This window comes from Burkholderia sp. AU32262 (assembly GCF_020419985.1).
Lineage (GTDB): Bacteria > Pseudomonadota > Gammaproteobacteria > Burkholderiales > Burkholderiaceae > Burkholderia > Burkholderia semiarida.
Map to the genome: position 1 here is coordinate 169714 of NZ_JAIZRS010000012.1, position 16366 is coordinate 186079.

Genomic DNA, 16366 nt, shown 5'->3' on the forward strand with positions numbered 1-16366 from the left:
GATAAACAGCATTATGTAAAATGAAATCCTAACTTTGATATACGAGCTGTATCTGGCCTTGGAGGACATCGACCATACCCGGACAAAGGCCAAGTCGCCGCAAACCAACGGGATCGTCGAACGGCTGCACAAGACCATGCTCAACGAGTTCTATCGCATCGTCTTCCGAAAGAAGATCTACGATTCGATCGCCATGTTGCAGACAGACCTTGATGCGTGGCTCGACCAGTACAACAATGAACGAGAGCATCAGGGGCGCTGGTGTTACGGCAAGACGCCGATGCGCACTTTCCTCGATTCGCTCGATCTCGCTAAGGAGAAACTCATCCCCCATTGATGACTCATGCCCTGTCGGTCCGACTACCTGTCAGATCGAGTCCCGGCTAATACAGATTTTGCACGAAAAGGACGATTACCCCGACAAAGTGTCGGCCGCCACTTCGAGCGCACCAACGAGCCTCTCGAGCTGTTCGGGTGCGCCGGCCAGCACGGGGCGCACTTGATCGCGCGCCTTGCTTTCCCGATATGCTTCAAGCCATCGCTCAAGCAGCTTGCGCTCGTCGCGGGACAGAGTGTCAAGCAGCCCAGTCGGGACAGGTTCATCGACACGAAACGTACCGATGACGCATTCGCGCGCCCGCGCCCTGATGGAAGGCCGCTTCGGCGGCACGGCCCGAAGCAACTTGATGAGGCGCCCTTGTTCTCGAATGAGCATCGTTCGTCTCTGATTCCATACGATCACACCAGAGCATAACAAAACAGGACGTCATGAGCGATTGAGCAACGGCCCATATCCTATCGCGTCATTGCCCGCCAAAGACGTCCTCACTGAGCTGAAACGCGCCGGCGCGCCGCACATCTGGTTGAATAGCTCACCTCCCGACCGCTTCATGTCGCCGCTTGCGGCGAGTCCTTTCGGTTGTCGTGATACTGATGAAATAACACCGAGCACACCAGTGGCCACGTCGAATCGTATTCGGTGTGGCGAGCCATCGATGTCCTCGGGCACATTCCCACTCAAGTCTGGTTGCGCTATTCACATAGGTCGCTGAGACACACTTCCCACCGCGCTCAAGCGCAATGCTTTTCATCAGCTCGAGCCCGAGCCTGGACCCGTCGCGGCTGCACACTGGGCACCAATGCCCGCGAACAACAGCCCCAGGAGCGGCCTCCCAGCGATGCCCGTGTTCGCACTCCCATTTCAGGCGCGTCGCCGCGTTTCGGTATGTTTCGGACAAGCACCGCCCGCCGAGTTCCCTCGCCCACAGGCGCATGCGCTCGATCCCAAAGCGCATTGCCTCACGCTGACACTCCGGGCACCAAGCGCCACGAAAGATTCTCGCGCCTTGCGTCTCCCACTCGTGGTCTGCACCACATCGGAACCTATAGTAGGCCTTGCTGCCCTCGTAGACCTTCGAGAGACAGACTCCACCATGGCTCCTCGCTCGTTCACGCAACCTTGCCAGGCCGTCCTTGTGACGATATGCGTGTACCTTCTCTCGGTCCGCGCAAATGCGGCACCAGGCGCCCCGCACGATCTCACTACCGGAAGTCTCCCATTCATGTCCTGCAGCACACCGGAAACGATAGCGCTCTGTCAGTTTCGTGTAGCCGGTCGACAAACACTTGCCGCCTCTCGCGTTTGCAGCCCCTCGCATGCGCGTCATCCCGTCCGGATCGGCCATGCGTTTCGAATGTTGCGCCCTCGCGCAGAGCACGCACCAAGAGCCCTTTCGCAGATTCTCGGCGGTCTTCTCGAAAACGTGCCCTGCCCTACATACAAACTGGAGTGGTGTGCCGCGGCCCGCATACTGCTCCGAAAGACAGCGGCCGCCGGCCTGCCGCGCGAGTTGATGGATCTGACGAAGCACCCCGTCAACGCGACATGCCGGGCACTGGACCATCGTGTAGAACAGATAGGAGCCGCATCGGCTGGATTCGTGTCCGTTGCGACATCGAAATCGATATTGCGCGTGCCAACCTTTCCATTCTGATTCCAGCAACTTCAGTCCGTATGGACGAAGTGCCTCTCGCATTCGCTTCAACTGATCGAGTGACAACGTTGCTGCTCCGCTAAATTCCTATCGGGGCCTACCCCAGCATAGAGGCCGAGAAGTCGACCACCTCAACGTTTGATTTTCACACGTTACTCTCGTGAAATCGCGGCCACCCGTGCCATGCCCTGGTCAATCAACGAAAGTCGCGAAATCCTACTTATCAGATTGCGAAATGACCTCTCCGAACTCGAACCCTTTTAACTTATTCTGCTCCACAAGCTCCCTAAAACGCTCGGATACAAATAAAGTAGCAGGGCTTTCTTTTAGGCGAAATATATCAACCCCTTCGACGCGACCCTTCAGAAGAAATATTTTATTAAAAACCGTCGCCTGAGGGTAGACTTTGAATTTTGACGCATCCATATCGACAGCATTCTCTACCACCCGGGTTACATGAAATCCGAACATGCCTTTTATCGGGGCCTCGACCTGCAATATCTCCCCGCTGTCACGAAGTACCGGCGCCAATACATCAAGCGCCCTCTGACTAAACACGAGAAACGGAGATAGCATCGTATGAACGCCGCTGGTCTTTTTTCTGCGCGAAGTGCCCCACGTAAGCTTAACGGGGTCATAATCTTGACCAAACCCTCGTCCGCATAGAGCGGTTGCTCGCATAGCTACGCTCTTGTCATATGCGATTTCACCGTCATCATCGACTTGGACGAGCGGCTGAAATTCTTCATCCTGCCTCAGATCATAGACGTCACTCACGCATTACCCCGCATCCAAATGATAGAGCCAAGATAAATAGCGGCCTACGGTGCCTCGCCCCAAGGGTCATAGGAATAGCTTTCATCGATCGGCAAAAATTCAATACCTTTCAATGCACATCGCTCCACCTCCGATTTAAACTCCTGGCTACATACCAGCTCCATTGTTTCGGTACATCTAAAAAGATTGCTAGCGCAATCGTCGCGCGGAATGAAATTTTTGATCCAACTATACATCGGAGTCCCTGGAAACAACTTATTCTCGGCAACCTCTTTTGTTTCAAGATCCCGGTCCTCGGAATAGTTCGACCTTTGTCGATCAAGCAGAGACTCATGATCTGCCGGCAAGAAAATTGAATACACTTTATTACCCGCCGGCTTTCCATTCGCAACGATGCTAATGGGGATTGCCCTATACCTAACCCCCAATTTTTCACATGCAACCAAAAACTCCTTTGACACGTAATTCGTTTGCGCTCCGTAGAAATCGAAATCAATCGAAACCGATGAATCTGATAGCGTGAAAATATACTCATGCTTTACATCCACTCCAAACGGATCAGCCACATACATCGGCCACTCCCATTCATCACGGTTCAATTCCCCCGACAGGTATGGAGGGCAGCCCGAGTCTCCAGCGCGATATTTAACAACGAAGAAACGTGCATTCATCAAAGTAACCTTCCCGTTATTGCATCAACCAAATATTTACCGGACTCCAATCCTTCTCTCGCCATATTTTGAATGCGCCCGACCCCGAGCACAAGTTGCGTATCACTGAGACGGCCCGCCAGGAATTGTTGGTTAAGCTTCGTTAGCTCAGTTTCAATGGCCGCAGTGTATTGCCCGTGGTTCGACCAGTGTCCAGGAAGCTCAAGCGTTTGGGCGAGCTTGGAGCTTCCGGGCAGGAATATGCCATTAGACGCACCATCACCGTCGAATCCCATCCCGCGCAACCGGCTGAACATGGCTGCAAAGTCAGGGTGCTTCATCAGTTCTTCAGGAATCAGGTGGTGGTTCGCCATACCATCATGCGGGCGAGCCCCCATATTTTCCCCGAGCTTTGTGGAACACCACCCCATCGGATCAATTCGGGTCAATGGGTTTGATGCGTACGCGTACAAATTGTCGCCGCCTACCAACCCAATCGGATCCTGATTGATAAACCGTCCCACGTCCGGATCATAGAACCGGAACGTGTTGTAGTGTAGTCCCGTACTTTCGTCGGCATACTGACCGGCATAGCGTAGCGGCTGATCCGTCCGCGCGGTTGTGAGCTGCCCCCGGCTCGGCTCGACTTTGCCCCACGCCGTGTATTGCCCCGCCCACGCCAGTTCGCCTGCCTCGTCGGTGAGCTCTTGCGGCGCCCCTGCCAGATCCGTATGGAAGTGATAGATCCTCGACGCGCGCTTCGCCGTATCGATCGCGGCCGCGGCCAGGGCCTCCGCGATCACCGCATCGACGCGGGCCGCTGGCGAGTACGGATCATCAGGACTGTACACATAGCTGCTCACGCCAGTCTCGCGCACCTCCTGCGCGAGGCGCAAGCCTTCCCATACGAACCGTTTCGTTTCGCTGCGCAGTTTCACGCCACGCACGTCGAAAGTGTTATCGGTCTTCGAAATACGCCGGCCCAGCGAATCGTAATGGAAGCGCGTTTCGACCGCGCCACGCGCGTCCTGCGTGCGCACCGCGATCAGCCGATCCTGCCCATCGTAAGTGAAGCGCTGCTGCTGGTTGGCTCCGCGAAGCTTCGTCGCCAGATTGCCGAACGGATCGTATTCGAAGCGGATGTCCTGCCACATCCGCAGACGGTTGCCTTCAACGTATCCGCGACTCTTGCCATGTACGTCGTCGAGCATATTGCCTGCGGCATCCCAAGCAAATTCCTCGAGCTGCCGATCCATGGTGTTCACACGACGCGTCAGCTGCCCAGCTGGATCGTAGCTGTACTGCGTGCTGCCACGCAGGCTGTCGCTGGTCTCGATCAATTCGCCCGCCGCGTCGTAGCCGTAGTTACGCCATAACTGTCCGCGTCCGCGACCGAGTGCGTCCGGTTGGAAGCCAGCGGACTGCCAGACTTTTCGGCCAAGCGGATCGTAGGCAAAACGCTGGGCCAGACGCCCCTGCGTTCTCGCGATCTCGCGATGCAAGTCGTCACGCTCGAAATCGCTCACCACCTGATCACCGCAGCGGATCTGGTGAACGTGGCCGGAGCCATAACGTAGCATCTTTAGAGTCTGATCGTTGGGTAGCGCAAGCGATATCACGTTGCCGAGTTCATCAAGCTCATACCCGACGTCGCCATTCGCACCATGCTCGGCGACAAGACGACCGGCCTTGTCGTATTCGAAACGCACCACGTCCGGCGTGATGCCGAGTGCTTTACCCGCGGCCGTCGGTGTACGCTCGACCTTCACAAGTTGATCGTTCTTGTTACGCTCGTAACGTGTAACGTCAGTCGGCGTATGCTGGACCTTCAGGTTACCCATCCGGTCGCGCTCAAAGCGAATAGTGCGAATCGGGCGATTCGCACTAGCGCCATTGACCGGCGCCCCTACGATATCGAGCGTGTGCAATTCGCCAGCGTCCCCATACCCGTACCGCCGTTGCACGCCGTCGGGTCGCGTCTCGGTCAAGAGTCGGCCGCCAGCGCTATAGGTGAACGCGTAGCGTGCGTGGTCCTGCTGGAGTTCGCGAAGGCGCCCCGCCGCGTCATAGTGATAGCGGGTCCGCCGCCCTGCAGGATCGATCGCTTCGACAAGTTGACCGCGGGCATTGCGTAGCGACTGCTGTATCCGCCCTCCGAGGCCGACATGCCGCACGACGAGCCCAGCCGCGTCGTATTCGAAAGTCTCCGTGCTGCCGTCGGGATACGTGATGCGACGTGGCTCGCCGGTCGGACGTACGTCATATGCGACGCGCTGCCCCAGAGCGTTCTCCCGTGCAAGCGGCAGTCCAAACGCGTCGAAACTGCTGCGCGTGGTTTTACCGGAGCAGTCTGTATAGGCAATCAATTCTCCGAGACGATTCCACTCAAGCGTCTTGCGTCCACCGCGCGCGTCGATATGTGCGATCGGCAACGCGGTCAGTCCCTTCGGATACTCGTAGCGATTCTCATGGCCAAGGGGATCCTTGGTCGACAGCAACCGGCCTTGTGGATCGTATTCCGCGCGCCAAGCGCCGCCATCGGCCCCGACAACTTCCACGGGCCGCATGCTGTTGCCGTCGTAACGAGTGCGTGTCGTGCGGCCAAGCGGATCAGTCTCGGCAACGATCCGGCCTGCGTCGTCGTACTCGAACTCGGCCGTGCGCTCACCCGGTAGCATCAGCATCACGGGCATGCCGGCGTCGTTGTATTTGATTCGGTAAAAGCCGCCGTCGAGATCGGTGTACTCGACAATCTGAAACTGTGCGTCGAAGCGCCAGTGCGCGGTGCGACCATCGGCGTGCCGGACGCGCGTCTGCCGGCCGTCTACGTCGTATTCGAACGACCAGTCCTCACCTTCACTGGTGCTTGTCGCGACAACCCGCGGCTGCCCTTCGATCGTCGACCAGACGTAACTCGACGTGAAACCCAGTGCGTTGACGTGGCTCGCCATCAGGCCGTTGGTATATGCGAACCGCCGCACGACCGCCCCATTTGCGTCCGTCACCGACGCCAGTTGGCCGTTCTCATCGTATCCGTAAGCGACGGCCAGCCGGCGCTCATTGCCATGAACGAGCGTGACCGCGCTAAGCCGTCCGTGTTCCTGCTCGTAATCGAGCACGGCATTCAATCCGCCGCACGTCAGAATCTCGGTGACGCGGCCGCGGCTATCGCGCTCGAACTGGCACCACTGTCCCGCCTGATCCTCGATGCGGCGCACCCAAGCAATGCGGCCGGAGTCCGGCTCATATCGGCCGAAGTCGTAATACGTCTCGCCAATGTCATGCAGGATGTAGCGGCCGTCGGGCGTACAGGTCAGATACCGTTGCTCGGCCTCGCTGAATGCGGCTTGCCCGGCACGCAGCAACGGAAATCCGCTCTCGCGCCCTTGCGCGTCGGTGTACCAAAGGCGTCCGTCGCGAGCGTGCAAACGAAGCTCCCACGGGGCGACCCAGCCGCGCCCGAGCGTCCCCGCATAGTCGATGCTGCTCGAATAAAACCGCTTGATCGCAACCGGCATCGGGCTCGGGATCACGAAGTCCGTTTCCGATTCGGCCAACAGGATCTTTCTTCCGGTCGTGATGTCGACTGGGTTGCCGAACATCCCGCCGAGCGCCTTGTTGATCGCGGGCCCGGCAACGTACCGCCCGAACGCCTCACCGAGCACGTACCCGCCGATGAACTTCGCAGCGCAAGGAAGGACCGCGCGCGACAGCCCACCAGCCTGCTTCAACAACCCACCTAAGCCGCCGACCAGCCCCGCCAGCACGAACGCCCATTCCGTCGTTGTTCGCAGCCAAGGCGGCACTTCGTCGTCGACCGGCAGGTAAGTCTGCGTGCCGCCGTGAAAGAAGGTGTCGGGCGAACCGCCGGAGATCGTCGCGCCGCACTTGATCTTGTCGTCCTTCCGCGCCGCTGGCCGCCCGTTGATGAAGATGTTCGTCGATCCTTGCGCGACAAGCGGAATGGGATTGTGCTTGCTGCAAGCCACGCCGCTCAGCGTCGCATAGGCCGCCGAGAGCGAGTTGACGTAGACGTCCGGCGAACCTGTAATGATGTTGCCGGATTGCGAGCTGAACATCTTCCCGATCGACTCCCCTATTGATAGGAGAGCCTGCGCTCCGATACCGGCCATCATGCCGGCCAGCAACGCCACGCCGAATCCGCATGTGAATGTGGCGAAGGCAACCGCGGCGATCAGGGCAATGCCCAGCACGGCGCCGACCAGAAAGCCCGCGAGCGCGCTGGTGTGATCGATCGGGTCAGTGACTCGTGCGGCTTCGTACACGATGATTGTCCTTTGCTGTTGTTATGCCGACTCTTGTTCTGCCGGGCGGTAACCGTCGAGCCAGTTGCGCCACAATGCGTCGAGCGCTTCGCCGAAGCTCTTCGCGCTCGACGCGGTAAAGATCAGCACGCGTCCTGGGGCAACGATGAATGCGCCTTGCCGTTGAAAAACGGTCTTGGGACCGTTCCGATAGGCAGCGTCGATGCGCTCCCCAGGCATTCCATCGGTTTCAGGCCCAAGCCGTTCAGCCTGACGCGAAAGCACCCGGTGTCCCTGCAACCTCGATTTGAGCAGCGCGATCTGCCGATCGATATACGGCGCAAGGGTCTCTCCGTCCTTGAGCCAGTCGCGTGCGACACTGAGGTTCGGTTGCGCAGCCGTATCGGCCGGCACGAAGAGGTTCGTCGTGCGATCCTCGAAACCGTCCGGCAGAACGATGCTGCCTTCGTGAATCCGGATACGGTTTTCGGAATCCGTCATGCTAGTTCTCTCGTGATGTGTAGTTGTTCGAATAGGTCGAAATGGGCGCGCACACGCGCCGACGCTCATTTTCCCTGCAACGCGACGATGCTTTCCCGGCGCAAGCGCAAACTGCCCGCGAGCAATACGATATGCGCGACGAGCCACACGTAAAACGCGACGCCGTAGCCGGATATCGGCGTCGCGTCTGCTTCGTTGAAGTACCACTTTGTCGTGAACAATGAACAGAGCGCACACGCGAGCCCAGCGGCCGAAAGCTGACTCGCGCGGTTATATCGGCTCCGGGCGAGCTGGACAGCCGCAACGACGTAGAGCGGATTGGCGAGCCATGCCGGATTGAGCATGAACAGTCCCCACCAGCCCTGAGCGAGAACCGACAGCCCGCTGAGCGACGCTTCTTTCTCGAAATGCATCGCCGGCATCGTCAGCGAGAGAGCGTACAGCGCCCCGGATACGCCGAGGACCACCTCTCGCCTGACACGCGGCGTCGAATCAAGAACGTTCGTCATCTCCCGAATCCATTGCACGACACTTCAACGGTCGCGCATGCGTTCAATCTGTCTGGCCGGCAGGTGTCACGACCTTCTCGCCGCGTGCGCGCATCGCTGAGCGTTGCGCCTTCGGATCGAGCGGCGGCCAGGGCGCGCCGGCCGTAACGATCTTGCGACGAATCTCTTCGATACGCGTACGCGCCGGCGAGTCCGCAGACGTATGGTTCTTCAACTCGTTCTGCAGCACCCATCCGTACGACACGCCGAGCTGGCTGGCAATCTTCGGATCCGCGCCGTGCGCGAGCAGGTAATCGACGACATCCCACTGCTGAATCATCGTCGCCTCGAAGAGTGCCGTCTTTCCGAGCGAATCACGAGCATTCACGTTCGCCTTGTGCTCAACCAGCAGCTTCAGCTGGGGCAGCAGCCGGTTCTCTGCAACTGCAAAAATCATCGGCGTGTCGCCGTTGTATTGCCAGTTGGGATCGAGCCCGCTGTTCAACAACACGCGCAGGAGGTTGGGCGTATCGGCCCGCAATGCGACGTCGACTACCGATCCGCCGCTGGCACCGACCGGCGCCTTGGGATCTGCGCCGTTCTTCACGAGCACCGAAATGATCTGGTAGCGCGGATTAGACGCGTCGTTCTTGACCGGAACGATTTCCTGAACTGCATACGACAGCAGCGTCGTATTCTTCGCGCCCGGCGCATTCAGATCGGTCTTGGGCGCGAGCTGCTGAACGCGGGTGAGATCGCCGTCATGAATGGCCTGAGCCAACGTGAGTTGCTGCCCCGAAAAGAAATCTTCCGGTGCGTAACGCTTGAAGCCAGTCATGTTCGTCCCTTGGGCTTGAGTGGGCCACCACAGCGGCGAGGACACTCCAACGAGTGCGGCAATCGCGCCGGCGGTTATCGCTTTCTTGTATCGCATCAGTGAGATGAATTCAGTTGGGAGAGCAGGTCGAGCTGATCCTTCGCGACCTGCTGGTTGATCCCGTTCGTCACGTCACCCATCAGGTGACGGCCGACCGTGGTCACGCTCTCACCATCGAGCGTGACGGGGCTACCGACAGCCTTGGGCATCAGTGCCGCCGTACCGTCGCTGATCGGCCCGAGTCGGCCTTCCTGCAGGCCGGTCAGGATATCGCCGTCGACGCGATAGGCCGTGATGTTGGCCGGCTGGGCTGTTCCGCCGTATTGCGCGACCGTCTCCGGATTGAGGCCTGCAGCATTGAAGGTCACAGCCGAACCGCCGCTGGCCTCGGCTGCAGCGGACGCCAGGCCACCGCCGAGCGAATGCCCGGTGAAATCGACGCCGGCCGACGCGCCCGTGGTCTCGATGTTCTTGCCGATCGTGACCGCATTGCGGTAGTACGGCGCATCGGCGCCGAGCCCTTGCGCCATGTTGTTGCTCATGTCTTCGCCGAAGAGCTGCTGGGTACCCTTGAACGCGATCGTCGGCTTCATGCTGTCGCCGAAGACATTCGGATCCGGGATATACATCTGCGACCCGAAGTTGCTACCGCTTTTCTCGAAATCGCTCGGCTTGAGCCCGAAAGCCTTCAACGCTTCCGGATCGTTGGTCGCCATCTTCCACCCGGTCGGCGGCGGATCGTTCGGGTGATACACGTGATCTGCAAGCTTCGCCAGTTGCTGCGCCTTCAGCGAGCTCGCCAGCTTGGCCGCCGCCGCGCGCGTCGCCGGATCGGGGCTCGCCAGCCCCTTCGCGATCGTCGCCTGCTCTGCTGCCCACTCAAGCGCGAGCGCCTGTTCCGCGGATTGCGCACTGCCGCGATTCAGATGGATGACCGGCCCGTCGAGATAGATGCCGTTCGCGTTGATGACGATCGTTGACGGACCGAAGGTCAGCTTGATGCTGTCCGGCGTCATCGTCACGACGCCATCGCCGACACGATGCTCGATGCCGTCGCTCGCCTGGTGGCTTTGCATGCCGGGCCCGGCCTTGCTCGCGATGGCCTTCGTATTGATCACGTTCGCCGTGGTGTCGCGCGTCAGCGCGATGGTTTCCTTCAATCCGCCCTGCGCGATCTGCTTCGTCTCGCTGCCCTTGAGCAGCGACACCGTCCGGCCGCCGGCTTCGACCGTGTGCGTTTCCGAATCCTTGATGACCGTGTTCATATCCTTCTGCGCGTGCAGAAAGACTTCTTGCGCGCCGTTCACGTCGGAGAATCGCAATTCGTTTGAGCCTGCGCCCTTGTGGGTCTGGCTCTTGATCCCCATCGTCTGTCCGGCAGCACCGTGATAAGGGTTACCCTGCTGGCCGTTGTAGACGCGGCCCACAATGACCGGATTGTCGGGGTCCCCTTGATTAAACGCGACCAAGACCTCCTGATTGATCCGTGGGATGGCGGCCGCCCCCCACCCGTCGCCCGCCCACGGTTGGGACACGCGGATCCACATCGAATCCGAGCCGTCCGACTTGCCGCGGCGATCCCACAGGAAGTGCACCTTCACGGCACTGCCGTTCGTGTGAATTTCTTCGCCCTTTGGGCCGACCACGATTGCCGACTGCGTGCCGTGAATGACGGGCTTGGGCGTATTTCTGGGTGAACGATACGGAAACTTCTTCGGGAGCAGAGAAAATGTATTGCGGTACGGCAGCTTTGCGTTGTGTTCCGTGTAATCGTTCACGGCCTCGTGACGAACATGCAGGATGGCGTATTCCTGATTGTTGGCCATGACTGGATGGTTCATCACCGTCACGCTGCCTGCAGTGGTCATCCGCCACGCATAGCCGCTGCCCGTATACCGATGCGCGCTTGCTTCTTCTGCTTGCATCGCAATGCGAGCGTAACGGTCGCCGTCATCGCCGTGATCGAACAACGACTGGTGTTCGAAACGCTCCGTTGTCTCGAGCCCCGCATGCCGGAGATTCTCCGGCTCGGCCTGCACCAGCATCAGCGGCGACGACGGGTTCTGGTGATTGAAGTCACGAAAGGCGATCTTGCCGACGCCGAAGCGCCGACCTTCATGCAACTGGTCGATGCCGTTGTCTTCACTCGCCGCAGTGGCGGCATACGGCAAATTGGCCAGCCCGTCGATCGGACGGAAAACGAAATTCGTATCGCCAATGACAAGGAAGTGCTTTTCCTTTTCGTAGCGGTGCGTCCAGATCAGGCCTTCCTGCTCCATCAGCCGCGCGCAGAAGTTGTAATACGACTCCTGATACATCACGATATATTCGAGCGGCTTTTGCGCAATCCGGATGTCGAATTCGAAATCGGTGAACCCGTGATCCTGGAAAATCTCGGTGAGGATATCCTGCGCGGTCTTGTTCTGGAAAATCCGGCAGTCGGTCGAGCGCGTCAGAAACCAGAACCACGGCGCCACCGTCATTTGATATTGCGTCACCTTGCCCGGGTTGCCCGCCCGATCGAACGACGTGACGTAGCCGTCGAAGTAACGGATGCTGTCGGCCCCGCCTGACGACACGATGCGCTCAAGCGTGGATTGCCGTGCGCTCTGGTCGAATCGGATCTTGATCGGTTGCCCGATCAATTGATCGGGCACCAGATCATGCTGGTGTGACAGCAAATCCAGGTGGATCTCCGGCAATCGATTGACGTGTTCGTCGATAACCGCGGTGCTGACCAGCAGCACGTCCGGACCGAGCGGCGAGTCGATGGTCACGTATCGATTTAGCTGAGTCAGTCGAGCAACGCCACCGGCCGCATTGTTGAGCGCGTCCGCAATCGCGGCCGGCGTCTTGTTCATCAGCGAGAAACCGGTCTGCGCGAGCTGGACGGCGCGTTGCACGGTGTCGATATGACTTGCGACGCCGGCGAGCGGGCCAATCTGGCCTGCTACCGTGGACGCAACCGGCCCGGCAAGGCCGCCGAGCGCACTCAGCGAGCCGAATAGATTCCCGCCGGAACCAGCCGGAATACCGCCATTCGGGGCGAAACTCATTTGAATTCCCTTTATTTTCGTCTCAGGTTCTGTCCCCAATTTGATCGCCAACTTGAGGCCTCGCTACTGTAGGACAAAACGTTTGCCAGCGAAAGATACCTGAAATTCCTTTGCAATTTCCCTGCTGATACCCTTTCCACCCGCCAATCAAATAAGTGGTTGGGTGCCGGCGCAGGGTTCGCCGCGTCGCAATACCGCACCGGTCTCCGCCGAGACCAAGACGATTTGCACGAAGCTGGTGACAGGAGCGTACGGGGAAAATAGTCGATCCATTACGCGTCCCAATCCGGCGAGACTGAACTGGACGAAACGCTGCTCGTCGATCACGAGCCGGATCTCCAATCCTTGGACAAACGCTGAAGCCGGCTTGCCCGGCAACCAGCGCCGCACCCGCTCAGTCGACAGGGATACGAGCGCGTCGAAACGCCGCCCGGCGTCGGGGGCAAACTTGCCGAAGCGGGTGCACAGCTGCTTGAATCCATTGAGGCCTTCGGCGTTCAGCCGCACTGCCTGCGGAACCAGCCACGACAGCAATTCCCACAGCTCGCCGCGGCGAAGCATCGGCGCGGGACTTGCGCTGGGCTGCGCCAATAGCTCGATTTCGTCGCCGGAGTCCCCGTCACGCACGGCCAACTGGCGTTCGCGTATGTCCGCCAGGTTGCCATTTGTGCAAGACAGCACGATGTCGAGTTGGCGCTGAGCGGCCGGATCAACGGGCTCGCCGCGAGCATTCACAAGTGCGAGTTCCAAGCCACGCAACCCGTCTGCGCGCGCTCCAGTTGCCTGTCCGCGCAGCGCTTCCTGTCCCGGCTTGGCGGGCTCGGACGGCTGCCTCGGCGCGCGCCGGGCTTCGTCGCGCAAAACAACCCAATACAGGCCTGGCGCTGCGTCAAACGCGTGCTGCAGAGATTCGAAAGGCGGCAAAATCGCGGTGCCCCGGGCGGTCGTTATGCGAACCTGATCAACTGACCACACCTCGCTCGTGGCTGCGGTCTTGAGCGAAAACGGTTTCAGCGGATAGTACGCTTGCCCGGCCTTCGTTTCGATCGGCTCCGCATTGCTCGAGAACAAGTTGACTACTGGTGTGCAAAAAAGCCGGAGATTGTCGGTCGACGCCGCGCCCAACCGTCGAGCGCGACGTGAGTCCGGATGGATGCCGGCAAGGGCCAAATGCAAAGTGATCCGGCGCGCGCCAACCGCCAACCGTTTCAACCGCGCCAAATTCAGATCGAGGTTGTCAAATCGAGCGGGAAACGCGCCGTACTCCATCAGCAGATGAAACGGAGCAATCGTGTTGTCGCGAGGGGGCGGAAGCAGCGCGTCGGCATCGTCGAAACCTGCGGCCGTCAGCGGCATGTCCATCCGACGCCAGCGCCCGTTGCCGTCCAATTCAACAAAGGCACGCGTGGCGTGCAACAGCACGCCGTCGGCGAGCGCGGCCACCACCTCCCTCTCCCCCGCCAAGTGCAGCCGCAGCATGTCCGGAGCATCCGAGAACTGGGTTGACGGCGATGTGAGCTCAAGGGTGAAAGACAAAATCCCCGTCGTGTCGGGCGGCAGTGTGGTTTGCATCGGCGCGACGGTCGACGTCGCGTAACGTACACCGGAGACCGTCAACGGCACCAACGTGACGTCGGCGGCGGTGCGGAACACCTGACGGCTATTCGGCGCCACCAGTTGCGTGCCGCGTGGAACAAGCCGCGGCTCGGCTTGCTTGCTGGCTCGATCCACGTGGAATTGGGCCATTGCACAAGACGGAAACGGCCGCAGGAACGCTCCGTGGATTGAGTCAATCAACGCGTGAGTAAACTCCGGCACCTCATCTTCGAGTCGGATGTCGTGCCGAGCGCACATCAACGCGAACGATTGCAGCAGCCGTTCGACATGTGGATCATCCGAGTGCTCACCGGACATTGCAAGGCGAGCTGCGATTTTGGGGTAAAGCTCGGCAAATGCGCGCGTCGAGCGGCGCAGCAGACCCAACTCACGCTCAAAATGCGGTAGAAGATCCTCGGGTTCGATGGCCATACGCTTTTCAGACGGTCACACCGATCTGTCAATCGGTACCGTGCTCATAGGTTGACGCGGCGATTCTAACCGGGCGCCGCGCACGCTTATCTCGAATTTATCGAGTCGGGGGCGAACAAATCAGAATGCTCGAAATACGCAAGCCATGAGGACCGCCAATTTTATGAAGCGCGGGTCGCCACTATGGCCCTCGTGACAGCCCTCTGGGCTTCGGGAGGTCCGGTTGCCCATCGCCAAGCGAGCAAAAACGGTGGGCACGCACTCGAAACTTGTCGGCGTCGCAGCAGAGCACGTTCGTTCGTCGTGACCGTTTAACGATTGTTTACCGATTGCCAGCCCTGCGCTCAATATCGCTCGTTCGCAGGCACCGATCGCGAACGCTTTCCTCGTCGACCCAACTCCCAGTGGGGCCAAACGATCTTTGTAACGAGTACGTGCCCGTTCCTCGCCCCCAGCGGCCGGCGCCATCGGCAACCACTCAGTATGCAGGAATGCGCCGGCCCGCCCGGGAAATGGTGTTCGCTTGCAGAACGAAGTCGGCAGTAGCAAAGGTCATCGAGCGTCTTGATGGCGAGGAGCCTGGCCATGCGCATCAGTGTTTGCCGCGAACGCCCTGCGCGATTTGATATGCTTCTTGTGGAGGGAGGACCGAATCCCAACGCCCCATCTTGATGCCAATATTAGCGATGGCCGCTCCGGTCAATTCGGTTAGCTCACGAAGTCTGTCACGAGCATCATCGGCTTCGTTGATTTTTTCATCTAGCTGACGGGTTTTTGCCTCGACACCTAGTCCCTTCAATGATTCGAAACGATCGATCGTTGCTGCAAAGAGCAATACTAAGCCAGCAGTGCGGGACGTCGCCGCACCAGCGACGTTAGTCTCGATAGCGGAGAGAGTGCCAACGTAGAGGTTCGCGGCTCCGGCGACAAAGAGGCCCACATTAGTCAGCGTGTATAGCCCCCGTTTCGGCCAAGTCAGCCATCGCGATTGAACATCTTGGGTCATATTTCCGACCTCTATCAGACGTGTGCAGCACGTTCGAGCACTTCGCGCGCGGCGCGCCCTAATACCTCTTCCGACCATTGATTCACGCTCTTCCCTGCAACGGCCGCCGCGACGCCTACGGCCGCGTGTGTCTCAGGATTGAGTCGCAGCATCAGCTTTCCAGACGCAGGCTTTTGCGGCGATCGCCCCATGCGTGCGCATTCTTCGAGATAGTGGTCGACGGCCGCATGAAAATCCTGCGTCAGCTCGGCGACCGTCTCACCGTGAAAACTGATCTTGTCGTCGACGCCGAGCACGTGCCCGACAAAAATATTGTCGCGGCCGTCGAAATCGACGCGAGCGTAATAGCCCTTGTACGTCATTGCGTTGGTCATGGCTTTATCCCCTATTCGTTGACCCAGTCGCGCGCCTCCTCCACCTGATAGCGCTTTGCCTCGTGGATGCGGGCGATGCAGGTATCGGCGCCCCCCGTTCAGCTTGAAGGCGATGCGCGACCCGGCGCTTGCGTGAATGCTGCCGCCCAGCGCGACAACCAAAGCTTCGATATCCGCGCACACGATGCCGCCGAAGGTTGGCTTCGTATAGATCTCGGTCAGCGTGCGAGCGCGTTTGGTTTTCATGGGTGGGTGATATCAGAAATTGATATCACCAAACGGGTGAATGATAGCAAAATGTGCTATCTGCTCCCCCCGACGCGATAGCAGGCCATTGGCGCCGCTGGCCG

The 16366-nt window shown here is 59.4% G+C and carries 11 protein-coding genes and 1 pseudogene; 1 reads left to right on the forward strand and 11 read right to left on the reverse strand.

Going from position 1 to position 16366, the window contains the following annotated elements; genetic code table 11:
• Positions 1-40 precede the first annotated feature (40 nt).
• Positions 41-337: pseudogene (locus tag LGN10_RS16705) on the forward strand (integrase core domain-containing protein); the annotation flags it as partial.
• A gap of 75 nt (positions 338-412) precedes the next feature.
• Here the strand turns inward: LGN10_RS16705 and LGN10_RS16710 are convergent.
• The 11 genes from LGN10_RS16710 to LGN10_RS16760 form a co-directional block, all read right to left on the reverse strand.
• Complete coding sequence (locus LGN10_RS16710) at positions 413-715, reverse strand: hypothetical protein (protein WP_226224311.1); 303 nt, start codon at positions 713-715, stop codon at positions 413-415.
• A 1495-nt stretch (positions 716-2210) separates the two neighbouring features.
• Positions 2211-2771 carry a double-CXXCG motif protein gene (locus LGN10_RS16715; RefSeq protein ID WP_226224312.1) on the reverse strand — a complete coding sequence of 187 codons (561 nt, stop codon included), beginning with the start codon at positions 2769-2771 and terminating at the stop codon, positions 2211-2213.
• Between the two features lie 44 nt (positions 2772-2815).
• Positions 2816-3442, reverse strand: a complete 627-nt coding sequence (locus LGN10_RS16720) for an Imm43 family immunity protein (RefSeq protein WP_226224313.1) — start codon at positions 3440-3442, stop codon at positions 2816-2818.
• The gene (locus LGN10_RS16725; protein ID WP_226224314.1) at positions 3442-7707 is read right to left on the reverse strand and encodes an RHS repeat-associated core domain-containing protein; all 4266 of its coding nucleotides are present in this window, start codon (positions 7705-7707) and stop codon (positions 3442-3444) included. The genes LGN10_RS16720 and LGN10_RS16725 overlap by 1 nt, the downstream gene beginning before the upstream one ends.
• A gap of 21 nt (positions 7708-7728) precedes the next feature.
• Positions 7729-8187: a DUF1795 domain-containing protein gene (locus LGN10_RS16730; protein ID WP_226224315.1), complete on the reverse strand. Its 459-nt coding sequence runs from the start codon at positions 8185-8187 to the stop codon at positions 7729-7731.
• 65 nt (positions 8188-8252) lie between these two features.
• Positions 8253-8696, reverse strand: coding sequence for a hypothetical protein (locus tag LGN10_RS16735; protein ID WP_226224316.1), 444 nt, complete (start codon positions 8694-8696; stop codon positions 8253-8255).
• Between the two features lie 43 nt (positions 8697-8739).
• Positions 8740-9609, reverse strand: coding sequence for an ankyrin repeat domain-containing protein (locus LGN10_RS16740; protein WP_085538565.1), 870 nt, complete (start codon positions 9607-9609; stop codon positions 8740-8742).
• Positions 9609-12608 carry a type VI secretion system Vgr family protein gene (locus LGN10_RS16745; protein WP_226224317.1) on the reverse strand — a complete coding sequence of 1000 codons (3000 nt, stop codon included), beginning with the start codon at positions 12606-12608 and terminating at the stop codon, positions 9609-9611. Before LGN10_RS16745 ends, LGN10_RS16740 begins: the two co-directional genes overlap by 1 nt.
• A 147-nt stretch (positions 12609-12755) precedes the next feature.
• Positions 12756-14636: a type VI secretion system baseplate subunit TssF gene (gene tssF / locus LGN10_RS16750; RefSeq protein ID WP_226224318.1), complete on the reverse strand. Its 1881-nt coding sequence runs from the start codon at positions 14634-14636 to the stop codon at positions 12756-12758.
• Positions 14637-15228: 592 nt separating this feature from the next.
• On the reverse strand, positions 15229-15642 hold the full coding sequence (locus tag LGN10_RS16755) for a hypothetical protein (protein ID WP_226224319.1): 414 nt from the start codon (positions 15640-15642) through the stop codon (positions 15229-15231).
• A 14-nt stretch (positions 15643-15656) separates the two neighbouring features.
• Positions 15657-16262, reverse strand: a complete 606-nt coding sequence (locus LGN10_RS16760) for a type II toxin-antitoxin system HicB family antitoxin (protein WP_226224321.1) — start codon at positions 16260-16262, stop codon at positions 15657-15659.
• Between the last annotated feature and the right edge of the window lie 104 nt (positions 16263-16366).